The sequence below is a fragment of the Neorhizobium sp. 2083 genome, from assembly GCF_031455615.1.
Classification (GTDB): domain Bacteria; phylum Pseudomonadota; class Alphaproteobacteria; order Rhizobiales; family Rhizobiaceae; genus Neorhizobium.
In genome coordinates this window covers 310,975-334,415 of sequence record NZ_JAVDTC010000005.1, presented here as the reverse complement: position 1 = coordinate 334,415, position 23,441 = coordinate 310,975, and the positions used below count along the sequence as shown (strand labels likewise).

At 61.9% G+C, this 23,441-nt stretch carries 23 protein-coding genes and 4 tRNA genes; 13 read left to right on the top strand and 14 right to left on the bottom strand.

The features are described 5' to 3' along the window. Window position 1 precedes the first annotated feature (1 nt). Genes map through J2X76_RS20905 form a run of 3 tightly spaced genes read right to left on the bottom strand, consistent with a single transcriptional unit; the run spans window position 2 to window position 3,456 of the window. Window positions 2–838, bottom strand: a complete 837-nt coding sequence (gene map, locus J2X76_RS20915) for a type I methionyl aminopeptidase (RefSeq protein WP_113128907.1) — start codon at window positions 836–838, stop codon at window positions 2–4. 25 nt (window positions 839–863) lie between these two features. Beyond that, window positions 864–1,583, bottom strand: coding sequence for a DNA/RNA nuclease SfsA (sfsA, locus tag J2X76_RS20910; protein ID WP_310219216.1), 720 nt, complete (start codon window positions 1,581–1,583; stop codon window positions 864–866). Window positions 1,584–1,596: 13 nt separating this feature from the next. Continuing rightward, entirely contained in the window at window positions 1,597–3,456 is a 1,860-nt protein-coding gene (locus J2X76_RS20905; protein WP_310219214.1) for a class I poly(R)-hydroxyalkanoic acid synthase, read from the bottom strand. 124 nt (window positions 3,457–3,580) lie between these two features. Between J2X76_RS20905 and J2X76_RS20900 the strand changes: the two genes are divergently transcribed. The 5 genes from J2X76_RS20900 (at window position 3,581) to recJ (ending at window position 9,032) form a co-directional block, all read left to right on the top strand. Then, on the top strand, window positions 3,581–3,982 hold the full coding sequence (locus tag J2X76_RS20900; RefSeq protein ID WP_113128910.1) for a hypothetical protein: 402 nt from the start codon (window positions 3,581–3,583) through the stop codon (window positions 3,980–3,982). 127 nt (window positions 3,983–4,109) lie between these two features. Next, window positions 4,110–5,327, top strand: a complete 1,218-nt coding sequence (locus J2X76_RS20895) for an LL-diaminopimelate aminotransferase (protein WP_113128911.1) — start codon at window positions 4,110–4,112, stop codon at window positions 5,325–5,327. A 63-nt stretch (window positions 5,328–5,390) separates the two neighbouring features. Beyond that, on the top strand, window positions 5,391–6,713 hold the full coding sequence (locus J2X76_RS20890) for a homoserine dehydrogenase (RefSeq protein WP_113128912.1): 1,323 nt from the start codon (window positions 5,391–5,393) through the stop codon (window positions 6,711–6,713). 128 nt (window positions 6,714–6,841) lie between these two features. Further along, a complete protein-coding gene (locus J2X76_RS20885; RefSeq protein WP_310219212.1) occupies window positions 6,842–7,114 on the top strand; it encodes a hypothetical protein in 273 nt (90 codons plus the stop codon). Window positions 7,115–7,199: 85 nt separating this feature from the next. Then, window positions 7,200–9,032 carry a single-stranded-DNA-specific exonuclease RecJ gene (recJ, locus tag J2X76_RS20880; RefSeq protein WP_310219211.1) on the top strand — a complete coding sequence of 611 codons (1,833 nt, stop codon included), beginning with the start codon at window positions 7,200–7,202 and terminating at the stop codon, window positions 9,030–9,032. Between the two features lie 48 nt (window positions 9,033–9,080). Here the strand turns inward: recJ and J2X76_RS20875 are convergent. From J2X76_RS20875 to J2X76_RS20855, 5 genes are all read right to left on the bottom strand, one after another. Next, window positions 9,081–9,155 (bottom strand) — tRNA-Glu (locus J2X76_RS20875). A 243-nt stretch (window positions 9,156–9,398) separates the two neighbouring features. Next, on the bottom strand, window positions 9,399–10,526 hold the full coding sequence (locus J2X76_RS20870; RefSeq protein ID WP_310219209.1) for an acyltransferase: 1,128 nt from the start codon (window positions 10,524–10,526) through the stop codon (window positions 9,399–9,401). Between the two features lie 450 nt (window positions 10,527–10,976). Beyond that, window positions 10,977–11,051 (bottom strand) — tRNA-Glu (locus J2X76_RS20865). A 121-nt stretch (window positions 11,052–11,172) separates the two neighbouring features. Then, complete coding sequence (locus tag J2X76_RS20860; RefSeq protein ID WP_310219208.1) at window positions 11,173–11,712, bottom strand: hypothetical protein; 540 nt, start codon at window positions 11,710–11,712, stop codon at window positions 11,173–11,175. 184 nt (window positions 11,713–11,896) lie between these two features. Next, on the bottom strand, window positions 11,897–12,337 hold the full coding sequence (locus J2X76_RS20855) for a VOC family protein (protein WP_113283946.1): 441 nt from the start codon (window positions 12,335–12,337) through the stop codon (window positions 11,897–11,899). Between the two features lie 223 nt (window positions 12,338–12,560). On the opposite strand from J2X76_RS20855, the gene J2X76_RS20850 reads away from it, so the two are divergent. The 6 genes from J2X76_RS20850 (at window position 12,561) to J2X76_RS20825 (ending at window position 14,920) form a co-directional block, all read left to right on the top strand. Further along, window positions 12,561–13,139 (top strand): cold-shock protein, encoded by a 579-nt coding sequence (locus J2X76_RS20850; RefSeq protein ID WP_007770272.1) that lies wholly within the window; start codon window positions 12,561–12,563, stop codon window positions 13,137–13,139. Further along, window positions 13,139–13,618, top strand: a complete 480-nt coding sequence (locus J2X76_RS20845) for a DUF192 domain-containing protein (RefSeq protein WP_113128918.1) — start codon at window positions 13,139–13,141, stop codon at window positions 13,616–13,618. The genes J2X76_RS20850 and J2X76_RS20845 overlap by 1 nt, the downstream gene beginning before the upstream one ends. 103 nt (window positions 13,619–13,721) lie before the next feature. Next, window positions 13,722–13,798: transfer RNA gene (locus tag J2X76_RS20840), tRNA-Pro, on the top strand. A 51-nt stretch (window positions 13,799–13,849) separates the two neighbouring features. Beyond that, window positions 13,850–14,155, top strand: coding sequence for an ETC complex I subunit (locus J2X76_RS20835; protein ID WP_113128919.1), 306 nt, complete (start codon window positions 13,850–13,852; stop codon window positions 14,153–14,155). Window positions 14,156–14,196: 41 nt separating this feature from the next. Further along, window positions 14,197–14,273: transfer RNA gene (locus J2X76_RS20830), tRNA-Arg, on the top strand. 266 nt (window positions 14,274–14,539) lie between these two features. Further along, window positions 14,540–14,920: a hypothetical protein gene (locus tag J2X76_RS20825; protein WP_310219205.1), complete on the top strand. Its 381-nt coding sequence runs from the start codon at window positions 14,540–14,542 to the stop codon at window positions 14,918–14,920. Window positions 14,921–15,037: 117 nt separating this feature from the next. On the opposite strand, the gene J2X76_RS20820 is transcribed toward J2X76_RS20825, so the two are convergent. Continuing rightward, window positions 15,038–15,211, bottom strand: coding sequence for a hypothetical protein (locus tag J2X76_RS20820; protein WP_310219204.1), 174 nt, complete (start codon window positions 15,209–15,211; stop codon window positions 15,038–15,040). A 496-nt stretch (window positions 15,212–15,707) separates the two neighbouring features. On the opposite strand from J2X76_RS20820, the gene J2X76_RS20815 reads away from it, so the two are divergent. Beyond that, window positions 15,708–16,364: a hypothetical protein gene (locus tag J2X76_RS20815; protein WP_310219202.1), complete on the top strand. Its 657-nt coding sequence runs from the start codon at window positions 15,708–15,710 to the stop codon at window positions 16,362–16,364. Window positions 16,365–16,413: 49 nt separating this feature from the next. On the opposite strand, the gene J2X76_RS20810 is transcribed toward J2X76_RS20815, so the two are convergent. The 4 genes from J2X76_RS20810 to J2X76_RS20795 all read right to left on the bottom strand — a co-directional run bounded on the left by J2X76_RS20810 (window position 16,414) and on the right by J2X76_RS20795 (window position 20,707). Next, complete coding sequence (locus J2X76_RS20810) at window positions 16,414–17,187, bottom strand: amino acid ABC transporter ATP-binding protein (protein ID WP_113128923.1); 774 nt, start codon at window positions 17,185–17,187, stop codon at window positions 16,414–16,416. Between the two features lie 30 nt (window positions 17,188–17,217). Continuing rightward, window positions 17,218–18,339: an amino acid ABC transporter permease gene (locus J2X76_RS20805; protein ID WP_405030073.1), complete on the bottom strand. Its 1,122-nt coding sequence runs from the start codon at window positions 18,337–18,339 to the stop codon at window positions 17,218–17,220. Between the two features lie 40 nt (window positions 18,340–18,379). After that, window positions 18,380–19,576 carry an amino acid ABC transporter permease gene (locus tag J2X76_RS20800; protein WP_113128925.1) on the bottom strand — a complete coding sequence of 399 codons (1,197 nt, stop codon included), beginning with the start codon at window positions 19,574–19,576 and terminating at the stop codon, window positions 18,380–18,382. A gap of 105 nt (window positions 19,577–19,681) precedes the next feature. Then, on the bottom strand, window positions 19,682–20,707 hold the full coding sequence (locus J2X76_RS20795; RefSeq protein WP_113128926.1) for an amino acid ABC transporter substrate-binding protein: 1,026 nt from the start codon (window positions 20,705–20,707) through the stop codon (window positions 19,682–19,684). A gap of 366 nt (window positions 20,708–21,073) precedes the next feature. Between J2X76_RS20795 and J2X76_RS20790 the strand changes: the two genes are divergently transcribed. Continuing rightward, on the top strand, window positions 21,074–22,264 hold the full coding sequence (locus tag J2X76_RS20790) for a cystathionine beta-lyase (RefSeq protein WP_310219200.1): 1,191 nt from the start codon (window positions 21,074–21,076) through the stop codon (window positions 22,262–22,264). Here the strand turns inward: J2X76_RS20790 and J2X76_RS20785 are convergent, their stop codons facing one another. Continuing rightward, window positions 22,265–23,428, bottom strand: coding sequence for an FAD-dependent monooxygenase (locus J2X76_RS20785; protein ID WP_310219199.1), 1,164 nt, complete (start codon window positions 23,426–23,428; stop codon window positions 22,265–22,267). Window positions 23,429–23,441: the final 13 nt, after the last annotated feature.

Genomic DNA, 23,441 nt, shown 5'->3' with positions numbered 1-23,441 from the left:
GTTACCTCGAAAGCGGCGGCAGGCCGGGCCGGTCGAAGCCTCCCGGCGAGAGCGTGAAGATCTCGCAGCCGGTGGCGGTGACCCCGATCGCATGTTCGTATTGCGCCGACAGCGACCGATCGCGCGTGACGGCCGTCCAGCCGTCGGAAAGCACCTTCACATGCGGCTTGCCGAGATTGATCATCGGCTCGATGGTGAAGATCATCCCTTCCTTCAGTTCCGGGCCTTCGTCGGCGCGGCCGTAGTGCAGGATGTTCGGGGAGTCGTGGAAAAGCCGGCCGACGCCATGACCGCAGAAATCGCGCACCACCGAGCAGCGCTCCGACTCCGCATAGGTCTGGATCGCCTCGCCGATCGCACCGGTCCGGGCGCCGGGACGAACCGCCTCGATGCCGCGCATCAGGCATTCGTAGGTGACTTCGAGCAGGCGCTCCGAAGCGCGCTTGATCTGCCCCACCGGATACATGCGGCTCGAATCCCCATGCCAGCCGTCGAGGATGTAGGTGACGTCGATATTGACGATATCGCCTTCGCGCAGCGGCTTGTCGTCCGGAATGCCGTGGCAGACCACGTGGTTGATCGACGTGCAGGAGGATTTCGTGTAACCCCGGTAGTTCAGCGTCGCCGGTAGGGCGCCATGGTCCATGCCGAATTCGAAGACGAAGCGGTCGATGGCATTGGTGGTGACGCCGGGCTGCACGATCGAAGCAAGCTCGTCGAGGCAGCGCGCCGTCAGCAGGCAGGCTTTGCGCATGCCGGCGAAGTCTTCCGCCGTATAGAGCCGGATCGCACCCGTATTCTTCAGGGGGGCGGAAACCGCCTCGATATAGTTGACCATGGTTCTTTTCTCGCAATCTCTCCGTTCATAAAACAGCGGAGCCCCGTTCGTCCATCGCGATCAGCCCCGCCGGCGCGATTTCCTCCGGCGAAACGCGGCAATGGACCGCATAGGCCTCGACGCCACGAGCCCTGGCACGCTCGAAGGCGAGCGCGTAGAGCGGATCGAGGTCGCCACAGATGCGGAAACGCGAGCAGTCGTGCCGCTGGATGAGATAGACCATCACCGCCCGGTGACCAGCCTGCGCCATGTCGCCCAGTTCCTCCAGATGTTTGGCACCGCGTTTGGTGACCGTATCGGGAAATTCCGCCAGTCCGGGTTCGCGGCAGAAGTGCACGTTCTTCACCTCCACATAGGCATTCGGCAGCTCGCCGCCCAGAAGCAGGAAGTCGATGCGGGAATTTTTGCCATAACGCTGTTCGCACAGGATCGTCTGGTAGTCGGCAAGGCTCGGAATGAGCCCGGCGCGGATCGCCTCCTCTGCAAGCCGGTTCGGCAGCCCGGTATTGATGCCGACGCGCTCGCCGTCCACTTCGACCATCTCGAACATGTGCCGGTATTTGCGTGTCGGGCTGTCATGCAGCGACACCCAGATCTTCGAGCCGGGCGTCGTGAGGCCGCGCATCGAACCGGTATTCGGGCATGAGCCGGTAAACGGCGTGCCGTCCTCCAGCACGGCGTCGAACAGGAAACGCTTGTAGCGTTGGATTAGGGTCGCAGGCACCAATGGGGGATCGAAGCGCATCTGTGAATAAGGTTCAGACGCGTTCCAGAACATAGGTGCCGGGTGCGTCGGCAATCGCGTTCAGCGCCTTGCCGCCAGGCTTGCGGGCCGGCACGCGGCTGTCGTCCTTGGCTTCGACCCAGGCATGCCAGTGCGGCCACCACGATCCCTTGTGCTCTTCGGTACCCGTCATCCAGTCCTCGTACTGGCCTTCGGCCTTGCCGCCGGTCCAGTACTGGTACTTCTGCTTGTCGGGCGGATTGACGACGCCGGCGATATGGCCGGAACCGGTCAAAACGAAATCCACCGGCCCTCCGAACAGCGACGACCCGAGAAACACCGATTTCGGGGGCGCGATATGGTCTTCGCGGGTGGCAAGATTGTAGATCGGGATCTTGATGTCCTTCAGCGAGATCGTCTTGCCGGCGAGTTTCATCTCGCCCTTGCTCAGGTTGTTGTCGAGATAGCAGTTGCGCAGGTAATAGGCGTGGTTGGCGGCCGCCATGCGGGTGCTGTCCGAATTCCAGTAGAGCAGGTCGAACGGCATCGGCTCCTGGCCCTTCAGGTAGTTGCTGACCACATAGGGCCAGATCAGTTCCGAGGCGCGCAGCATGTTGAAAGCGGTCGCCATCTTCGACCCGTCGAGATAACCGACCGCATTCATCTGCTTTTCGATCGCCGAAATCTGCTCCTCGTCGACGAAGACCTTGAGATCGCCCGCATGGGTGAAATCCACCTGGGTGGTAAGGAAGGTCGCAGACGCGATGCGGCTGTTCTTCTTCTGCGCGTGATAGGCAAGGGTCGCGGCAAGCAGCGTGCCGCCGACGCAATAACCGACCGCGTTCACCTGTTTTTCGCCGGTGGCCTTCTCCACCGTCGTCAGCGCGAAGTCGATGCCTTCGTGCATGTAGGATTCCCAGTCCTTCATCGCATGGCGCTCGTCCGGGTTGACCCAGGAGATCACGAAGACCGTGTGGCCCTGGTCGACGCACCACTTGATGAAGCTCTTCTGAGGGTTGAGGTCGAGGATGTAGAATTTGTTGATCCAGGGCGGGCAGATGAGGAGAGGGCGCTTCAGCACCGTTTCCGTGGACGCCTCGTATTGGATGACCTCACAGACCTCGCTCTGGGCGATCACCTTGCCCGGCGTCAGCGCCATGTTACGGCCGATCGCGAACTTGGTCGCGTCGGTCTGGCGCAGCCTGAGGTCGCCGCCTCCGGCCGCGATGTCCTCGGCGAACATCTTCATACCGGCGACCAGGTTGGCGCCGTTGCTGGCGACGGTCTCGCGAAAGACCTCCGGATTGGTGAGCGCGAAATTGACCGGCGAAAGGGCGGCGGTGATCTGCTTCACGTAGAAGGCGGCCTTGTGGCGGGTATGCTCGTCGAGGCCCTCGGCTTCGGTGACCAGCTTGTCGGCCCATGAGGCGGTGACGAGGTAGAGCTGGCGCAGCAGGGCGAAGAACGGGTTCTTCGTCCAGTCGTCGTCTGCGAAACGCTTGTCCTTCGCCAGGGTATCGGCCTCCGGCGCGGCGGGCTGGCCCGAGAACTGGCTGGAAAACTGATTGAGCGTGCGTGTCCAGATGCCGATATAGCTGGAGAACAGCAGGGTCTGCGCCTCGAGGGTCCGCTTCGGATCGGCAACCCAGTATTCGGTGACCTTGGAAAGGGTCTTCACGAGATCGGTCACCGGGTCCGCGACCGAATCGGTGATCTCGCCGCGCTCGCGCGGGCCGAGCCATTCCGAGGCTGCCTTGCCGAGGTTTTCCAGCGCCCGGGCGAAGTTCATCGCGAGCGCCTGCGGGTCCTTGACCACATAGGCCTCGACCGATTTGGGGTCGAAACCGGGAAATTCCTGGCCGGGCTTGCCCTTATCCTCGGTCTTTTCCGCCACGCACGGCCTCCCCACAGGTTTGTTGTTTGTTTTCGTTTGTACATTGTGCCTGAAAGCGAATACAAGTGCCAGCAATCGGCGCTTTCAGGTGCATTTGGTCGACGGCGGAAACTGGGTTACGGAAATGGAAAAACTGAGGCATCGGATCGGCAGCTTACCGGTTTTCATCGGTCTTGGCGCGCTCTCTCTGCTGGCCGGCTGCGACAGCAAGACTTTTGCGCTGGACGACGGCATTCCGAACACGGCTCCGCCCGCGGTGGTCGTCCAGACCAAGACCGCGCCGCCGCCCGGTCCCGTCACCAAGCGCAACACCGGCACCTATCCGAGCTTCGATCCGACGCTGCGGGCCGCGGCCGAGCAGATCGAGGACGAGGAATACAACAAGGCCGAGCCGCGCCTGGCGTCGCTCGCCCGCCAGCGCAGGTCAGGCTCGATTTCGGAAGCCGAATACCAGCGCCGCGTCGCCGAATACCGCAAGCTTGCCGCCGAGCACGGCAAGGACGCCTTGGCCCATATCGCCAAGTAGTCCTGCCGAACGCATATCGGCAAATAGCGCTTGCGTTTCGGCGTGTTTGGTCGCAAAGCAAAAAATCGCCAATCATGCGACACCGGCGCGTCGCTTTCGACGTTGCGCGCCCTCCACGGGGAGAAAGATGGAAGAGTTTCATAAAGTCCGACGCCTGCCGCCATACGTCTTCGAACAGGTCAACCGTTTGAAGGCCAGCGCGCGAGCGGGTGGCGCGGACATTATCGATCTCGGCATGGGCAATCCCGACCTTCCGACGCCGAAGGCGATCGTCGACAAGCTGTGCGAAGTGGTCCAGGACCCGCGCACCCACCGTTATTCGTCCTCCAAGGGCATTCCCGGCCTGCGCCGCGCCCAGGCCGCCTATTATGCCCGCCGTTTCGGCGTCAAGCTGAACCCGGACACCCAGGTCGTCGCGACGCTCGGTTCCAAGGAAGGCTTCGCCAACATGGCGCAGGCGATCACCGCGCCCGGCGACGTCATCCTGTGCCCGAACCCGACCTATCCGATCCATGCCTTCGGCTTTCTGATGGCAGGCGGGGTGATCCGCTCGATGAACGTCGAGCCGGACGACAGCTTCTTTCCGCCGCTCGAGCGGGCCGTGAAGCATTCGATTCCGAAGCCCCTGGCGCTGATTATCAACTACCCGTCCAACCCCACCGCGCACGTCGCTTCGCTGGACTTCTATAAAGAGGTGGTGAGCTTTGCCCGGAAGCACGACATCATCGTGCTGTCGGACCTGGCCTATTCAGAAATCTATTTCGAAGGCGAGCCGCCACCGTCCGTCCTGCAGGTTCCGGGCGCGATGGATATCGCGGTCGAATTCACCTCGATGTCGAAGACCTTCTCCATGCCCGGCTGGCGCATGGGCTTTGCCGTCGGTAACGAACGGCTGATTTCGGCGCTGACGCGCGTGAAATCCTATCTCGACTACGGTGCCTTCACGCCGATCCAGGTGGCCGCGACCCATGCGCTGAACGGCGACGGTTCCGACATTGCCGAAGTTCGCAACGTCTACAAGCGGCGCCGCGACGTGATGGTCGATTCGTTCGGCAAGGCCGGTTTCGAAGTGCCGCCGCCGGCCGCCACCATGTTCGCATGGGCGAAGATCCCGGAAAAGTTCCGCCATCTCGGCAGCCTCGAATTCTCGAAGCTGCTGGTTGAGAAGGCGGATGTCGCGGTCGCTCCCGGCATCGGCTTCGGCGAGATGGGCGACGACTACGTTCGTCTGGCGCTCGTCGAGAACGAGCACCGCATCCGCCAGGCGGCGCGCAACATCAAGAAGTTCCTGTCGACGGCCGACGAGACGATGCACAACGTCATCTCGCTCAACACCCGCCGCTGATCGGACCAGCATTTCCGGCGGCCCGCTTGGGCCGCCACCTCCCAGGCAATCAGGAAGAATAGCATGGCAGACGCCCTCAAAGTCGGCATTGCGGGTCTCGGCACTGTGGGTGCCTCGCTCGTCCGGATCATCCAGACCCGTGCGAACGAATTGGCCACGACTTGCGGCCGTGCGATCGAGATCACGGCGGTCACGGCACGCGACAAGTCCCGCGACCGCGGCATCGATATTTCCGGCATTACCTGGTTCGACACGCCGGAAAAGCTGGCCGCCGAGGCCGATATCGACGTTTTCGTGGAATTGGTGGGCGGTGCCGAGGGCGCTGCCGCAAATTCCGTGCGGGCGGCCTTGATGCGCGGTCTCCATGTGGTGACCGCCAACAAGGCGCTGCTTGCCGCTTCCGGCGTCGAGCTTGCCAGGATCGCCGAAGAAAAAAGCGTCCTTCTCAATTTCGAAGCGGCCGTCGCCGGCGGCATCCCGGTCATCAAGGCGCTCCGCGAGTCGCTGACCGGCAATACCGTGTCGCGCGTCTACGGCATCATGAACGGCACCTGCAACTACATCCTGACCCGGATGGAGAAGGAAGGCCTGTCGTTCGCCGATTGCCTCAAGGAAGCTCAGCGCCTCGGTTATGCCGAGGCCGACCCCGCCTTCGACATCGAGGGCAACGACACGGCCCACAAGCTCGCGATCCTGACGACGCTCGCCTTCGGCACGCAGATCGCCGCCGACGAGATCTATCTCGAAGGCATCAGCAATATCTCGATCGAGGACATTCATGCGGCGGCCGACCTCGGCTATCGCATCAAGCTCTTGGGCGTCGCCCAGCAGACCGACAGCGGCATCGAGCAGCGCGTGCATCCGACCATGGTGCCGCATGACTCGGTGATCGCGCAGGTCGATGGCGTCACCAATGCGGTGGCGATCGAATCCGATATCCTCGGCGAATTGCTGATGGTCGGACCCGGCGCCGGCGGCAATGCAACCGCATCCTCCGTTCTCGGCGATATCGCTGACATCGCCAAGAGCAGCCCGGGCGCGCAGCGGGTTCCGGTTCTCGGCACGCCGGCCGCGGCTCTCGCGCCCTACAAGCGCGCCCGCATGCAGAGCCATGAGGGCGGTTACTTCATCCGCCTGACGGTTGCCGATCGCACCGGCGTCTTTGCCAGCATCGCCGCCCGCATGGCCGAAAACGGCATCTCGCTGGAATCGATCATGCAGCGCCCCAAGCCGGATGCGGCGGCCGACACGCCGAAGACCATCATCCTCGTCACCCACGCGACCACCGAGGACTCGGTCCGCAAGGCGGTCGAAGCGATCAAGGCCGAGAGCTATCTCGTCGGCGAGCCGCAGGTGATTCGCATCGAGCGGCCCAAGGCTTTCTAAAAAACGCTGCGTTCTGAAGTCGCTCCTGCTGTTTCCTGTGGGAAACGCAGGAACCTTTCCAGAACGTCTGCGAAAACGAATGCCGCAAAGGATCCCCGACTGGCCGCTGAGGGGCCACCGGACGTAGATTGTCAGAGACAATCACCGTCGAGGAGGCTTGCGCGATCGCCATGAAGACGCGGGCTATGAATACGCGGAAAAACAGCGCCGGGAACAAGGGGTACCGGCTGAAACTCGGTCAGGTCGGCCCCAGGGCGCATGACTGCCGGCGTCTTGACCACGCCAACGATCAGGCGAGCTGCGACGGTTTCGACGGGCGACGGAGTTTTGCCTTCCTGCTCGTCTTCTTCGCGGCTGCGGCCGGCATCAGCGGTTCGGCATTCGTCTGGTCGCTGCTGTGATGGACCGGCAGTCGAATGGCCCGATCCATCCGCCGATCCCGTCAAATCGATTCCTCTCGCACCCGCGATACGCTAGAAGCGCTCCATGACCAGAATTTTCTCCGCGTTGTCGTCCACGGCGGAAACGGTTGATCCCGTCCCGCGCGCATTCCTCGGCGTCGAACGTTCGGCGGGCGACCAGCGCTGGGTGTCGCGTCTCGACCAGGCGGCGCAGAACCGGGCGCTGGCGATCGCGCAGGTCCACGGAATTCCCGATCTCGTCGCCCGTGTGCTTGCCGGCCGCGGCGTGACACTGGACGATGCCCCCGCCTTCCTCGATCCGACCATCCGCTCGCTGATGCCGGATCCCTACACGCTCACTGATTGCGAAAAGGCGGTGAACCGGCTGGCGGAGGCGATCGCCGGACGGGAGAAGGTGGCGATCTTCGGCGATTACGACGTGGATGGTGCGTCCTCTTCGGCGCTGCTTTACCGGTTCCTCCGTCATTTCGGCGTCGAGGCGGAAATCTACATCCCCGACCGCATCTTCGAAGGTTACGGACCCAACCCGACGGCCATTCGCCAGCTGATCGCCAATGGCGCCAGCCTCATCGTCACCGTCGACTGCGGCTCGACCAGCCATGATGCGCTCGCCGCCGCCCGCGAAGAAGGCTGCGATGTCGTGGTCATCGACCACCACCAGCTCGGCCACGAACTGCCGCCATGCCTGGCGCTCGTCAATCCTAACCGCGAGGACGACCTTTCGGGCCAGGGCCATCTCTGCGCTGCCGGCGTCGTCTTCCTCGTTCTGGTCGCGGCCGCGCGGCATCTGCGCGAAATCGGCGACCCGCGGGCGAGATCGCTCGACCTGCTCGCCTGGCTCGACATCGTGGCGCTGGCGACCGTCTGCGACGTGGTGCCGTTGAAGGGCCTCAATCGCGCCTATGTGGTCAAGGGCCTCATCGCGGCTCGCCATATGGGCAATGCAGGGCTGGCTGCGCTGTTTCGCAAGGCGGGGCTGGGCGGCCCGGTGACGCCCTATCATTTCGGTTTCCTGATCGGGCCGCGCATCAATGCCGGCGGGCGCATCGGCGATGCGGCGCTCGGCAGCCGCCTGCTGACCCTCGAGGACCCGATCGAGGCGGAGGTGATCGCCGGTCGGCTGGACGAGCTCAACCGCGAGCGCCAGGCCATGGAGGCCGCCATGCTCGCCGAGGCGGAAGCCGAGGTACTGGCCGAATATGGCAACGGCGAGGGGGCAAACGTCATCGTCACGGCGCGCGACAAGTGGCATCCGGGCATTGTCGGGCTGATCGCCGCGCGGCTGAAGGAGAAATTCAAGCGGCCGGCTTTCGCGATCGCCTTCGATCCGTCCGGCAAGGGCACGGGCTCCGGCCGCTCGATCAACGGTTTCGACATGGGCCGCATGGTCCGGGAGGCTGTCGACGCAGGCCTGCTGGTCAAGGGCGGTGGCCATGCCATGGCTGCAGGGCTGACGGTCGAGCGCAGCAATCTCGGTCGCCTGCGCGCATTTTTCGAGGAGATGGCGGGCGAGGGCGTGCCGGCGCTGGTCGCCAATCACGTGCTGAAGATCGACGGCGCGCTTTCGGCCTCCGGTGCAACGCTCGAACTCTTCGACCAGCTCGAACAGGCTGGCCCCTATGGCTCGGGCCATTCGCAGCCGGTCTTTGCCATCCCCGCCCACCGCCTGAAGGATGCCCGCCTCGTCGGCACGGCGCATATCAAGGTGACGCTGGAGGCAGCCGACGGCTCGCGTCTCGAAGGCATCGCCTTCCGGGCGGCGGAGACGCCGCTTGGGAACATGCTGCTGAATTCGAGGGGTGCCCAGATCCACGCCGCCGGCTGCCTCAGCGCCGATCAATGGCAGGGCACGCGCCGGATGCAGCTTCGCCTGCTCGACGCGGTGAAGGCGCCGTAGGAAGTACTCAATTTTTTGGGAAGGGATCCGCTTTCGCGGAGAGAGAAGTGGCACGCCCTAGGGGAGTCGAACCCCTCTTCCCAGAATGAAAATCTGGTGTCCTAACCGATAGACGAAGGGCGCGTGCGCTTCGTGGTGGCGCCCTTATAGTCAGGGTGTTTGTATCCCGCAAGCGCAAAGTTCAGTTTTTCTGCGGATGCGAATAGAAAAAATCCAGGCGCCGCAGAACGCTCTGCCAGAGGTCGATATCGAAGCGAAATCAACGCCTTGAACGAGGCTGAATCGGCGTGTCCCCGGGTTGCGCCGGAAGATGGCGTTTCAATGGCTTCAAACCAACCCGTTTCTCAGGCTGCCCATGGCCCGATTCTACCCTGCCGTTGGCAATGGCCGCGCCTGACGGGCGGCGTAGGCGGAGAGAAGCGCCTTGCGGGCAGGTTTTTCGATCAGCTGGAAGGTGAAATGTGAAATGACGAGGATGGCGGCAATCCCCCCGGCTATGACGATAGCCCGGGTTACCACCGGATCGGCACCAAGCACCTTGAGCAGGCGCGGTATGACGAAATGCCAGCCTGCCAGCACCCAGAAATGATTGAGGTAGATCGAATAGGAGATGTCGCCGAGCCAGGGCAGGGGTTTCAGCTTCAGGATCGTTGCGAGCCAGCCCCGGTCCGGCCAGGTGGCGGCAACGAGAAGGAAGAAGCCGGCAACGGCGAAGACATCGTTGAAGCCCCCGATCATCGTGCCGAGCGCAATGGTGGCTCCGACCGCCTGCACGGCGCCGAGAGTTCGGTTGTCCTGCGCCGCGATCCGCTCCCGGACGGCGTAGAGGATCATGCCGAGGCCGAAGCCCGACAGGCAGCGCAGCAGCGCCGTGCGGCTGACGATGTCGAGAATGCCGGTGGTGGAGGCGACCCAGAGATAGAAGAGCAATGCGCCAAGCGCGATCAGCGCGAGACTGGGCCGGCGCCAGCGCGCGACCGCGACTGCCAGGAACGGAAAGACCAGATAGGCGACCATCTCGGCGCTGATCGACCAACTCGGAACGTTCCACGCGATGACGCCGGTGAGGCCCCAGGCGTTGAGCAGGAACAACTGCTCGAAAAAGGCGGCGATATTCAGTGGCGAGGCGAAATCGGGATTGTATCCGCCAATGCCGGTGAAACGCCCCAGCGTGTTTTCCACGCCAAGAACGATCAGCAGCAGGAACAGCGTGACCACGTGAAGGGGCAGGATGCGGGCGACGCGGTTGACATAGAAGTAGTTTATCTTGAAATATTTATTCCGGCCCGGTTCGCTGGCCCCGGTCGAATAGCTGATGATGAAGCCGGATAGAATGAAGAACAGATCGACCCATAGATAGCCCCTGGTGAAAAAGGGCGTTGCGGTTTCCCAGGAGAAGCGGAACGGTGCGCCGAACTGGAGATGATAGACCACCACCAGCAACGCGGCGATGCCTCGGATCGAGGTGTGCGAAATGATCTGTCCCTGCGGCATTGCAAAGCTCTCGCGCCCGATCTGTCCCAGGGCTGGTGGGGTTTATCGTGAATCGATGACGGCGGCGCGGTAGATCAAGATTTTGAAGCTCGGTTCGGTTTTGCAGGCGCAGAAGACGATGCGCCCGGAATATCGGATTTACGGAAGACGTTTGCGGTCACGTGTCGTTATCCACCCATCCCTGCGTAATCGCGCAAAGTATACAGTCCCGCGAAATCCCGTAAATACGAGCGCAATCAAGCAATTGGCTGATCAGCCGAAAGGATTAGCCTGATGCAGGAGCCTGTGGGCGGAGGCAAATAAGTCGTAGCCAGCCGGGCAGGCCGTCACTAAAGTCTGTGTTGCCACTCGAGAAAAGATGATAACAGGCGTCCGCCGACGCCGGCACCCCCGCGGAGCAGAAGCGCTCCGAAACGCATCATATTCGACACATGAATGGGGAGAGAGAAGTGGCACGCCCTAGGGGAGTCGAACCCCTCTTCCCAGAATGAAAATCTGGTGTCCTAACCGATAGACGAAGGGCGCCTGCGCTTCGTGGCGCTCTTATAGAGAGGGGATTTCTTTCCCGCAAGCGCCAAAGCGATCTTTTTTACAAAAAAATGACGGGCGTCGCGACGCTGATTGTTTTAACGAAAATTGCGTCGAATCAGCAGCTTAAAGGATGGCCCTGTGCGTCGGCGCCGCAGGCTGCCGCGGGCGAGGGCTGCGGGGCGCTGTAAACGCTGGCGGTGGTGGCGTTGAAATTCCGCCTCGGCAGATCGGCTGGAACAGGACCATTGCCGGAGGATGCGGCGGCGGCCATCGGCGGGCTCGACGAAAAGATCGTGCCGCTATCGGCACGAACGCCGGTCGGTTGCGTCGCAAGACCGGCAATCGAGGCCTGCTGCGGCTGGGCGGGCGCGGGAGGGAAGGTGTTTTCGGCCGTGGGAACCGCCGCCGACGCGGCCGACGCCTGAGCCTGCTGCGCCGGGGCCTTGGAGATTAAGGGGTCGGCATGACGGTTGGAGGCGGTGGTGCCCTTGGCCGGGATTCCCCTGGCGCTCGCCGGCACCGTGGTCCGCGGCGCGGGCGTCGTGGCGTCGGCGGTCTTTTTCGTCGTGGTGCAGCCGCCGAGCGTCAGCGCGGAAAGACAGACGATCGCCAGCGTCATGCGGACATTCGAACGAAGGAAAAGTGTTTTCGGCAAGGTATGCCCCGTCAGCTCGTCTCGCGGGCGTCATGCCGCGAATCATCGTCTCCGAGCATCACGCGGAAGAGCGTCGTGGACAAGCCGCCTGGGCCCGGCCGGCCGTGGCGAGGTTAGCCTGGCGCAAGCTTGCGGGGAGGGACGCGGCGGTTCGGTAAAAGGAGAGCCGCCGCGTTGAAAAATCCTACCAGCTGCCGATATTCGGTGCAGAAGCCCAGGGTTCGGCGACGGGCAGGTTGTCGCCCTTCTGGAGGAGCTCGATCGAAATGCCGTCCGGCGAGCGGACGAAAGCCATCCGGCCTTCGCGCGGCGGACGATTGATGATGATGCCGTTGTCCGAAAGGTGCTGGCAGAAATCGTAGATGTTATCGACCTCATAGGCGAGATGACCAAAGTTGCGGCCGCCGGTATAATCTTCCGTGTCCCAATTGTAGGTCAGCTCGACGCAGGGCGCGAGATTGTCCTTGGCATTGCCGAGATCGTCAGGAGCGGCGAGAAAGACGAGCGTGAAGCGCCCCTTGTCGTTTTCGATGCGGCGGACCTCCTTGAGGCCGAAAACGGTGGTGTAGAAATGAAGCGAAGCGTCCAGGTCTTTCACCCGGACCATGGTATGAAGATAACGCATTATGATGTCTCCCTCCGACAAAAGCAGTCGCCGATAAGCCCCGCGGGCGCCCCGTGCCGGATATGGCGCAGGCGCCAGCCTGGAGCAAGCCACTCTAGATAGAGATGGAGGTGGATAAAGCCAAGGCAGGGACTTGCGCTGCATGGTTAGCAAGATGTTAATCTATCCTCTAAGAATCAGTTGATCGTCACGTCGTAACGCGTAATCGAGGGGCCGACAGGATATGGCAGACAGGATGTCATCGAAGGACGTTGGCAGTTTCGAGGAGCTCCCGGGCGAGCCGGTCGAGCTGATCGAAATCACTGGCGTCGTCAAATGGTTCGATGTGGCGAAAGGGTTCGGCTTCATTGTTCCCGACAACGGCATGCAGGATGTGCTTCTGCACGTGACCTGCCTTCGCCGCGACGGATACCAGACCATTCTGGAAGGGACGCGCATCGTCGCGATGATCCAGAAGCGGGATCGCGGCTACCAGGCGTTCCGCATACTCTCCATGGACCAGTCGACCGCGGTTCACCCGTCGCAGCTGCCCCCGGTGCGCACCCATGTGCAGGTGACGGCAACCAGCGGCCTTGAGCGTGCGCTGGTGAAATGGTTCAACCGCACCAAGGGTTTCGGCTTCCTGACGCGCGGCGAGGGGACCGAGGACATTTTCGTCCATATGGAAACGCTTCGCCGCTTCGGCCTCACCGAGCTGCGGCCGGGCCAGGTCGTGCTGGTGCGGTTCGGGCCTGGGGACAAGGGCCTGATGGCGGCGGAAATCCATCCCGACAATCCCAATCCCGTGAGCCGGTCGCACTGATGCGTATCTCGTTTCCGTCCTTCATCAAAAGCGCCCTTGCGGCGCTTTTTCTCATCCTAGCGGGCAGTGCGGTTGCGCAGGAAATCACGTTCCCGCGCGACGAGCTGTCGATCAGGACCGCCGCCGGCCAGACCTACAAGTTCTCGGTCGAGCTTGCTTTCACCGACGCGCAACGCGAGCGGGGGCTGATGTACCGCAAGGTCATGGCGCCGGATGCCGGCATGCTCTTCGATTTCGGCATGCCGCGACCGGTCTCCATGTGGATGGAAAACACTATCCTGCCGCTCGACATGCTGTTCATCCAGGGCGACGGCACGATCTCGCATATCCGCGAAAACGCGGTGCCCTATGCACGCGACATCATCGATTCGCACGGACCGGTGAAATTCGTGCTGGAGCTCAATGCCGGCCGCTCGAAATCGCTTGGGCTCAAGGTGGGCGACAAGGTGATCAGCAAGCGTATCGGCAATCAGTGGTGATCTCTTGCGGTTATCCTCGGCCTGTTTGCTTTAGCTTCACCGAGGTTCCATTTTGCTGTTGCGGCACAAGGGGGAACCGTGTATCTCGCAACCAACGTAGGAACGGAGTGTAGCGCAGTCTGGTAGCGCATCTGGTTTGGGACCAGAGGGTCGGGAGTTCGAATCTCTCCACTCCGACCACGCTTTCAGGTGAGGCTTCTCATCCGTTCCATTCCATGGAGCGTTACAGGAATGGCCGCCAAGATCTATCGTCCCGCAAAGACCGCCATGCAGTCCGGCAAGGCCAAGACCCACCTGTGGGTGCTGGAGTTCGACCAGGAACAGCCGCGTCGCATCGATCCGATCCTTGGCTACACATCTTCAGGCGACATGAAGCAGCAGCTTCGGCTCACCTTCGAGAGCCAGGAGCAGGCGGAAGCCTATGCCAAGCGCGAAGGCATCGAATACCGCGTCATCCAGCCGAAGGATCCGAATCGCCAGATCGTATCCTATACCGACAATTTCCGCTTCAACCGTACTCAGCCCTGGACGCATTGATGTTCCACCGCCCGGGTCCTCCGGGCGCCGCAGCCGAGATCGGCCCCTTAGCTCAACTGGATAGAGCAGCTGCCTTCTAAGCAGCAGGTCGCAGGTTCGAGTCCTGCAGGGGTCGCCAATATTGCACTTAAGCTCTTGATAGATACTACGTGCGACGACTGCGACCTGCATTCCGTTCGGCATGCAACGACGCCAGCGAGCATGAAACATTGTCGCAAAGTTGCGCCAGGAGCAGACCCGCTGCATACGTCAAAGGGGACAGGCTGCAGCGGAAGTTGCAACATGTCCACACCCTCTGAGAGTTTCGCGCCAAAATGGCGGCGCGAGTAGACCGATTGATCTGGTTCTGTATTCTGCCGCCTTGTAAGGGTAGTCGGGTGGTTCATGAAATTTTTGATTGCGGCATTTGCTGGTTTGTTGCTGTTGACAGGCTGTCAGACATCCGTGCCGGAAAGCGTCGCGTCGTCGCAGAAGCCGCCCACGGACGCCGTGAAGCGAGAAGTGCTGAGAACTGCCCACCGCATGGGTTTTCGCGATCAGGACATCTACGGCGGGCAGATTTCAAGCGTCGTCCTTCTCGATCCAGGAAAGAATATCTACGCCTTTTGCGTTTCCGGCTTCGGGCGACGATATAATTATCCCGCCCGTTACGGCGTATCCATGCGCGACGGAAAGATTCTGGGCTACACGCTCAACGATGTCCGTTGCCAAGACAGCCGCCTCAAATATTACCCGTTTCCGGAACTCGACAATCTGGGACATTAGTCACCAGTTGGAATCCCACGCCCCGGCTCGGCGGCTTTGCCACGCGAAGCTGACGTCAGAGGCAGGTGTCCGCTTTCTCCGGACGCGGACCAAGCGGCCTTGGTCCCGAGACAAGATCTATTCCAACTTCCGCTTCAGCGCCGCCGGTAGCGTATCGATTTCCGCATAAAACTTGGCTGTCAGCATGAGATTGTCGGCTACTTCTATAATCGCCGTCAGAATCTCCGTTTCATTCCGGCCCGCTTGCACGGCAGATTGAACAAGGTCTTTAACGGGAATCTCGATCGCCATCTGGCAGAGCAGATACCGGTCTTTGTCACTCAGCGGCACCGTTGAAGAGGGTGTCTTTCAGCCGCACCGAGATAATCCCAAAGGGCCTTCCCAGGGCATCACACGGTACGACAGCGCGTCTGCAATTCAACAGTAATTTCAATAATCCGTTTGGGCGACCTGGCGGCAAGTTTGTTGAAATCCCTTTTGCTCCACAGAACTACAGTGGGCGCTACGATTTTCCTGCAAATACTTGATTGAGATCGAAGGTCGCATACAAACATTGTTGCGAGAGCCCAAACCCCATTCTTGCCGTATTGCGGATTCGGAATGGCCGCATTGCTGAGTATCATCAGCGTTGTCGGTGCCGCCAAGAAGCGCGGGTGGAAGACAGATCGGCGCGTACGGGGCGAGGCCCCGGCAGACGCCTTCAACACATTGATATGGTTTTCATTCGGGCAGTTCCGATTGCCCGGGCCCCTTGCATTGTCTTTGAACCTTCGAGTGGGAATTTGATATGAACAGGATAATATCCGCAAGCGCGGTCCTTGCGCTCGCGTGTTTCTGGACAGCAGGCCCGGGGCTTGCGGAAGACAAGCCGTTGATCTGGAAGCCGGCCCGCAATTCCGACACCAGCTACTCCGTCAAGCTCGGCCTGAAGCTGCCGACCCGGCTGGAGACCGAGGCCGGCGTTTCGATGGGCGTCGATACGACGGCAAGCGGCACGCCGGTCGACACGCCCATCAAGTTCTGGAGCAATTTCACGGCCGAAAAGATTCAGACGCCCGCCTATCAGCTGAACCGCGGCGTCGGCGTCGACCTCGACGGCAAGACCGGCAGTGCCGGGATCAGCATGAATTATTACGAAAAGGAGGTCGCGACGCCGACGATCGACATCGAGAGGCGCAGCAGCTACGGCATGCGATATGACGGGACCTCGGGGGAATGGTGCGGCGTCGACGTCAGCCAGTCGGTCCGCCTGTCGCATGGCCCAAGCAGAACGGCGCTGGTCGGACGTGCCAGCGGCAGCAATGGGTTTCGCACGCTCGGGGCAGGTGTTTCCATGGAAAAGAAGCTCGGCCGTTATATGACCCTCAGCGGCGCGCTCGACCGAACGTCGGATGCGCCCGAGCCGGTCGCAAGCGTCAACGCCCGTTATTCCTTGAGCTGGTGAACGAAAAAGGGGCGCCGAAGCGCCCCTGATTGCGCGCCCGCAAAGCCGGTCAGTGCAGGATCTGGCTGAGGAAGAGCCTGGTGCGCTCGTGCTGCGGATTGTCGAAGAATTCCGCCGGCGAGTTCTGCTCGACGATCTGGCCCTGGTCCATGAAGATCACCCGATGGGCAACCTGGCGCGCGAAGCCCATTTCGTGGGTGACGCACAGCATGGTCATGCCTTCTTCCGCGAGGCCCACCATCGTATCGAGCACTTCCTTGACCATTTCCGGATCGAGCGCCGAGGTCGGTTCGTCGAACAGCATGATCTTGGGCTTCATGCACAGCGACCGGGCGATCGCCACGCGCTGCTGCTGGCCGCCGGATAGCTGGCCCGGATATTTATGGGCCTGTTCCGGGATCTTGACACGCTTCAGGTAGTGCATCGCGATCTCTTCCGCCTGCTTCTTTGGCATCTTGCGGACCCAGATCGGCGCGAGCGTGCAATTCTCCAGGATCGTCAAATGCGGGAAGAGGTTGAAGTGCTGGAACACCATGCCGACTTCCCGGCGCACTTCATCGATTTTCTTCAGGTCGTTGGTAAGTTCGATGCCATCGACGATAATGTTGCCAGCCTGATGTTCCTCGAGGCGGTTGATGCAGCGGATCATCGTCGACTTGCCGGAACCGGACGGTCCGGCGATGACGATGCGTTCGCCCTTCATCACCTTCAGGTTGACGTCGCGCAGCACATGGAAGTCGCCGTACCACTTGTTCATGCCGATGATTTCCACGGCGACGTCGGTGGCGGAGACGGTCATTTTTTTGGGTTGGGCATCAGCCATTGTTTTCCCCTTGTAATTCTGTTTTGGCGATCAGCGCTTGTGGGCCGTGTCGAGATGCCGCTCCATGAAGGCAGAGTAGCGCGACATGCTGAAGCAGAACAGCCAGTAAATGAAGCCTGCGAAGATCAGGCCGGTGATCGGCGTCACCGGCGTGATCCAGGTCGTGTCGGTAAAGTTCAGGCGCACGATGTTCAGGAAGTCGAACATGCCGATGATCGACACGAGCGAAGTATCCTTGAAAAGGCCGATAAACGTGTTGACGATGCCGGGGATGACCAGCTTGATCGCCTGCGGCAGGACGATCAGCCGCATCTTCTGCCAGTAGCCGAGGCCGAGCGAATCGGCGCCTTCCGACTGGCCCTTGGGGATGGCCTGCAGGCCGCCGCGTATGACTTCCGCCATATAGGCCGAGGTAAACAGGGCGACAGCCACCAAGGCGCGAAGAAGGTTGTCGATCGTCCAGCCGACCGGCAGGAAAAGCGGCAGCATCACGTTCGCCATGAAGAGCACGGTGATGAGCGGCACGCCGCGGATCACCTCGATGAAGGTGACGCAGAGCGTCTTGATCACCGGCATTTTCGACCGGCGCCCCAGCGCAAGCAGGATGCCGAGCGGAAAGGATACGCCGATCCCGATGAAGGACAGGATCAGCGTCACCATCAGGCCGCCCCAGAGCGGCGTTTCCACCCGTTCCAGGCCGAACACGTTGCCGTGCAGCAGGAAGAAGGCGACGATCGGGAAAACGATGAAGAGCAGGAGGGCGTTGAGACCCTTGCGCGGCACCTTCGGGACGAGCATCGGCACAAGCAGGGCGATCAGCATGACGATCACCAGGATCGGCCGCCAGCGCTCGTCGAGCGGGAAGCGCCCGAATATGAACTGCACGAAACGATCCTTGACGAAAGCCCAGCAGGCGCCCTTCCAGCCGTCGGGCTGGATGCCGCCTTGAACGACGGTGGCGCACACCGACCGGTCGCTGCCGAACCAGCTGGCCTGGAGGAACAGCCAGTTCAACGCGGGCGGAATGGCAAGGGCCAATACGGCCAGCGCCAGGATGGTCAGGACGATATCCTTCGGCGTGGCAAGCAGGTTCACCCGGATCCAGCCGACGATATTGCCTGTCGCGATCGGTGCCGGCTGAGCCGGCAGCATCTCGTGACGCACGTAGGAGGGGTTGGAATCGGCCATGATCTTACCTCTCCACCAGTGCCATCTTGGCGTTGAACCAGTTCATGAACAGCGAGGTTACGATGCTGATCGTCAGGTAGACGACGAGCCAGATCGAAATGACTTCGACCGCCTGGCCCGTCTGGTTCATCGTCGTGCCGCCCGTCGAAACGAGTTCCGGGAAGCCGATCGCAACGCCGAGCGAGGAGTTCTTGGTGAGGTTCAGATACTGGCTCGTCAGCGGCGGAATGATGATGCGCATCGCCTGCGGGATCACGACAAGGCGTGTGGTCGTCGAAGGCTGGAGGCCGAGCGCGAAGGAGGCTTCCGATTGACCCTTCGGAACGCCACGGATGCCGGCGCGGATGATTTCCGCGATAAAGGCGGCGGTATAGAAGGAAAGCGCCAGATAAAGGGCCACGAATTCCGGGGCGATCACCGATCCGCCCGAAAGATTAAAGCGCCCGGCAATCGGATAGTCGAAGGAAAGCGGCGCGCCGAGCGCCAGGAAGGTCAGCAGCGGCAGGCCGACGATCAGGCCGGCACCGGCCCAGATCGTGTGGAACTGCTTGCCGGTGCGCATCTGACGCTGCTTCGCCCACATGGCGATCGCAAGGGTTGCTATGACGCCGACGAGGACGGCGACCGAGATCAGATACGCGCCGTCTCCCCAGAGTGGCTTCGGGAATGCCAGGCCGCGGTTGTTGAGGAACATGTTGAAGGGCAGCTTCAGCGAGTCGCGCACCTGCGGCAGCGAGGAAAGTACGCCCGAATACCAGAAGAAGATGACAAGCAGCGGCGGGATGTTGCGGAACACCTCGACATAGACCGTGCACAGCTTGGCAATCAGCCAGTTCCGGGAAAGGCGGCCGATGCCGATGAGGAAACCGATGATCGTCGCGGTGAATATGCCGGTGATGGCGATCAGGATCGTGTTGATCAGGCCGACAAGCAGAGCGTCGCCATAGGTCGAGTCGCTCGAATACGAGATCATCGCAAAGCCGATGTCGAAGCCGGAACGGCCGGCCAGGAAGCTGTAGCCCGAAGCGATATTGGCGCGCGCGAGATTGACCGAGACGTTGTGGCTGATCGACCAGGTGACCAGGACCACGATCACTGCTGTGAGGATCTGGAAGAAGATGCTGCGCACCTTCGGGTCGTATATGGGGGAAACCCTAGGCTCTCCCCTGTGAGATGACACACTTATGGCGTGATCTGTCATACTGCCTTTCCCCGTTGGCCTTTAGGCCTTTTTTGTTTTTGATTTTTTATTTTTGGTAGTCGGCAAGGCGGCGGGCCGCCTTGCCGGGGTTCATAAGGCCGGAGCTTAGCGAACCGGCGGAGCGTATTGCAGGCCGCCCTTGGTCCAGAGTGCGTTCAGGCCGCGCTGGATCTTGAGGGGCGTGTTGGCGCCGATGTTGCGTTCGAAGACTTCGCCGTAGTTACCGACGCCCTTGATGATGTTGTAGGCCCAGTCGTTGGTCAGGCCGAGATCGGTACCGATCTTGGTGTCCTTCTCGACGCCGAGGAAGCGGCGAACGTCCGGGTTGGTGGAGCTCTTCTTGATGTCGTCGACATTGGCCTGAGTGATGCCGAACTCTTCGGCCTGGACGAGCGCATAACCGGTCCAGGTGACGATGTCGAACCACTTGTCGTCGCCCTGGCGCACGGCCGGAGCGAGCGGCTCCTTGGAAATGATTTCCGGCAGGATCACGTGGTCGGTCGGGTTGGAGAGCGACAGTCGCAGCGAATAGAGGCCGGACTGGTCGGTCGTGTAGACGTCGCAACGGCCGGCCTGATAGGCGGCGTTCACTTCCTCGAGCTTTTCGAAGACGACCGGCTTATATTCGAGCTTGTTGGCCTTGAAGTAGTCGGCGAGGTTGAGTTCGGTCGTCGTGCCCGCCTGAACGCAGACGGCGGCGCCGGAAAGTTCGAGAGCCGACTTCACGTTGAGGCTCTTGGGCACCATGAAGCCCTGGCCGTCATAGTAGTTGACATAACGGAAGTTGAAGCCGAGCGCGGTATCGCGGTTGATCGTCCAGGTCGAGTTACGGGCGAGCAGGTCGATTTCGCCGGACTGCAGCGCCGTGAAGCGGCTCTGCGCGGTGGTCGGCGTGTACTTGACCTTGGTCGCGTCGCCGAAGATGGCGGCGGCGACGGCCTTGCAGTAATCGACGTCGAAACCCTTCCAGTTACCGGCGGAATCCGGCTGTGCAAAGCCGGCAAGACCGGTGTTGACGCCGCACTGGACGAAGCCCTTCGCCTTCACATCATCGAGCGTCGCGGCGGAAGCCGCCGAAGCAAAGCCCAGAACCGCAGTGCCAAGCGCGGCTGACAGAAGCGTCTTTTTCATTTTTCCCAACCTTTATCTATCGTGTTCTGTGATTTGATGACACCGTGCCGCTCCCCTGTCTTTCGAATACGGCAGGCCGCCCGCTAACCCTCCCGGTGCGGGCGTTGCTATCTCATTCGCAAAACAACGCAGGGTCAAGTGTCGCTTTTTCGAATTGCGTCCGAAATGAGGTAAATTCGTTAACCCGGCTCAGAAAACGCCCAGTTACCCAAAGTTTGGGCAGCATATGATCAAAAGGGATGCGTTTTCCGCAGCATGGCAGGCTCCCTGATGCCGCTGGTCCGGGCCGCCCGCGCTGGGGTTGACCGAGCCTTTTTCCCGCGGCAAAACTTGCCGTCTCCATTGCCAACGAAAGCTCCCCCCGACATGAAAAAGACGAACGAGTCCCTGTTCACCGGCGCTGGCCCGAACACGCGTCTGGCGCACATGGGCAACGACCCGTCCAGCTACCACGGCTTTATCAACCCGCCGGTCGTCCATGCTTCCACCGTCTTGTTTCCCGATGTCGCGACGATGGAGAAGCGGGCCCAGAAATACACCTACGGGACGCGCAGCACGCCGACCACGGATGCGCTCTGCGCCGCTTTCGACGAACTGGAAGGTTCGGCCGGCACCATTCTGGTTCCCTCGGGGCTTGCGGCGATTTCGGTGCCGTTTCTCGCCTATCTCTCGGCTGGCGACCACGCCCTGATCGTCGATTCCGTTTACGCGCCGTGCCGCAATTTCTGCAACACGATGCTGAAGCGCCTGGGCGTTGCGGTCGAGTATTACGATCCGGAGATCGGCGCCGGCATCGAGGCGCTGATCAAGCCGAATACCAGGCTGGTCCATACCGAAGCGCCAGGCTCCAACACGATGGAGATGCAGGATATCCGGGCGATCGCGGAGGTGGCCCACCGGCACGACTGCGTCGTCACGATGGACAATACCTGGGCGACGCCGCTTTATTTCCGGCCGCTCGATTTCGGCGTCGATGTCTCGATCCATGCGACGACGAAATATCCGTCCGGCCATTCGGACATCATCATGGGTTCCGTCTCGGCCAATGCCAGGCACTGGCCGAAACTCGAGGAAGCCCGCGTCACGCTCGGGATCTGCGGCGCGCCGGATGATTCCTACCAGATCCTGCGCGGTCTGCGCACCATGGGCGTGCGGCTCGAGCACCATCAGAAGAGCGCGCTCGATATCGCCACCTGGCTGGAGAGCCGTGAAGACGTCGCGCGCGTCCTTCATCCGGCGCTTCCGAGCTTCCCGGGCCATGCGATCTGGAAGCGCGACTTCAAGGGCGCTAGCGGCGTCTTCTCCTTCGTGCTGAAGGCGGATGGCGACAAGGCGAAAGCCAGGGCGCACGCTTTCCTGGACGCGCTCACCTTCTTCGGCCTCGGTTATTCCTGGGGCGGTTACGAGAGCCTTGCCGTACCGGTCAATCTGTCGGACCGCACCATCGCCAAGGCGCCGCCGGAAGGTCCGGTCATCCGCCTGCAGATCGGCCTTGAGGATGTCGCAGATCTGAAAAAGGATCTGGAAGCGGGCTTTGCAGCCGCCGCAGAGGTCTGATCAGGCCGCCTTGAAACCGTAAAGCCAGTCGAGATCCGCCGCGAGCGATTGCGGCGGACGCAGCGAGAGCACGATATCGCGGCCGAGCCTCACGGGCCCGCGGGCGTGGTAGGCGAAGCGGTTGAACAGGCCGCGGGCGCGCACCTTGGCGATCCGCGCCGTCCGTTCGCTCTCGAAATCCGTCAGCGCCTGCGCTAGGGGCAGGGGACCGGACACCCGGTTTGCCAGCACGAACGCGTCCTCGATCGCCATCGATGCGCCCTGCGCCGCAAACGGCATCATCGCATGCGCCGCATCGCCGATCAGCGCCATGTCGCGGCCATTGTGCCAGCGCCCGGCGGTCACCTGGTAAAGCGGCCAGAAGGTCGGCCGCTCTGCCGTTTCGATCAGTCGAACGATGCGCCGGTCCCAGCGATGGAACTGGCTGAGCAGCATGCGCCTCTGGGCGTCGCTTGCCTGCGCGTCCCAAGTCTTGCCGGGACTGATGCCCGAGGCGATCGCGACGATGTTGAACCCGTCGATCTCCCTCAGCGGATAGGCGACGACATGGGTCGAGGGACCGAGAAAGGCGGTGACCTGGCCGGCGTCCAGCCAGTCTGGCCGGGCGCTGCTGGGGATCGTGAAGCGCCACGCGACGTTGCGCGAAAAATCCGGCTCCGGGCTGTCCGGGATGCCGGCACGCAGATTGGACCAGACGCCGTCGGCTCCGACGATCAGCGGATAGGCTTTGCCGGTAATCCCGGTCAGCGCCCCGTGCGGATCCTGCCGGACCGGTGTGTCGAGGTGGACGCTGCAGAGCGGGTTCCGTTCCACGGCCGCAAGCAGTGCCTTCTGCAGCGTGGCGCGGTGGAGAACGCCGTAGGGCGCCCCCCAGCGCTCGCGGGCAAACCGTCCGGCTGGAACATGCGCAAGCGGCCTGAGCGACGTTCCGGAAACGAGCGCGATTCGCTCGGGCTCGGTCCAGACGGCTTCGAGCGCCGGCAGGACGCCGAGTTCGGAAAGCACGCGCGAGGCGTTCGGCGAGACCTGCAGTCCGGCGCCGACTTCGATCAGGTCGGCGGCCTCCTCGAAAACGTCGCAGGCTATGCCGTGGCGGGCGAAGGCGAGCGCGGCCGTCAGCCCGGCCATGCCGGCGCCGATGACCGCTACTCTTTCGATGGACATGTCGGGTTGCCGA

Bases quoted from the DNA above. Each gene is read 5' to 3' on its own strand.
- J2X76_RS20815 (WP_310219202.1), top strand. From the start codon at position 15,708: ATGAACAGGATAATATCCGCAAGCGCGGTCCTTGCGCTCGCGTGTTTC.
- sfsA (WP_310219216.1), bottom strand. From the start codon at position 1,583: ATGCGCTTCGATCCCCCATTGGTGCCTGCGACCCTAATCCAACGCTAC.
- J2X76_RS20790 (WP_310219200.1), top strand. From the start codon at position 21,074: ATGAAAAAGACGAACGAGTCCCTGTTCACCGGCGCTGGCCCGAACACG.
- J2X76_RS20800 (WP_113128925.1), bottom strand. From the start codon at position 19,576: ATGACAGATCACGCCATAAGTGTGTCATCTCACAGGGGAGAGCCTAGG.
- J2X76_RS20825 (WP_310219205.1), top strand. From the start codon at position 14,540: ATGAAATTTTTGATTGCGGCATTTGCTGGTTTGTTGCTGTTGACAGGC.
- J2X76_RS20855 (WP_113283946.1), bottom strand. From the start codon at position 12,337: ATGCGTTATCTTCATACCATGGTCCGGGTGAAAGACCTGGACGCTTCG.
- map (WP_113128907.1), bottom strand. From the start codon at position 838: ATGGTCAACTATATCGAGGCGGTTTCCGCCCCCCTGAAGAATACGGGT.
- J2X76_RS20785 (WP_310219199.1), bottom strand. From the start codon at position 23,428: ATGTCCATCGAAAGAGTAGCGGTCATCGGCGCCGGCATGGCCGGGCTG.
- J2X76_RS20895 (WP_113128911.1), top strand. From the start codon at position 4,110: ATGGAAGAGTTTCATAAAGTCCGACGCCTGCCGCCATACGTCTTCGAA.
- J2X76_RS20870 (WP_310219209.1), bottom strand. From the start codon at position 10,526: ATGCCGCAGGGACAGATCATTTCGCACACCTCGATCCGAGGCATCGCC.
- J2X76_RS20805 (WP_405030073.1), bottom strand. From the start codon at position 18,339: ATGCTGCCGGCTCAGCCGGCACCGATCGCGACAGGCAATATCGTCGGC.
- J2X76_RS20795 (WP_113128926.1), bottom strand. From the start codon at position 20,707: ATGAAAAAGACGCTTCTGTCAGCCGCGCTTGGCACTGCGGTTCTGGGC.
- J2X76_RS20810 (WP_113128923.1), bottom strand. From the start codon at position 17,187: ATGGCTGATGCCCAACCCAAAAAAATGACCGTCTCCGCCACCGACGTC.
- J2X76_RS20820 (WP_310219204.1), bottom strand. From the start codon at position 15,211: ATGGCGATCGAGATTCCCGTTAAAGACCTTGTTCAATCTGCCGTGCAA.
- J2X76_RS20850 (WP_007770272.1), top strand. From the start codon at position 12,561: ATGGCAGACAGGATGTCATCGAAGGACGTTGGCAGTTTCGAGGAGCTC.
- J2X76_RS20890 (WP_113128912.1), top strand. From the start codon at position 5,391: ATGGCAGACGCCCTCAAAGTCGGCATTGCGGGTCTCGGCACTGTGGGT.
- recJ (WP_310219211.1), top strand. From the start codon at position 7,200: ATGACCAGAATTTTCTCCGCGTTGTCGTCCACGGCGGAAACGGTTGAT.
- J2X76_RS20900 (WP_113128910.1), top strand. From the start codon at position 3,581: ATGGAAAAACTGAGGCATCGGATCGGCAGCTTACCGGTTTTCATCGGT.
- J2X76_RS20845 (WP_113128918.1), top strand. From the start codon at position 13,139: ATGCGTATCTCGTTTCCGTCCTTCATCAAAAGCGCCCTTGCGGCGCTT.
- J2X76_RS20835 (WP_113128919.1), top strand. From the start codon at position 13,850: ATGGCCGCCAAGATCTATCGTCCCGCAAAGACCGCCATGCAGTCCGGC.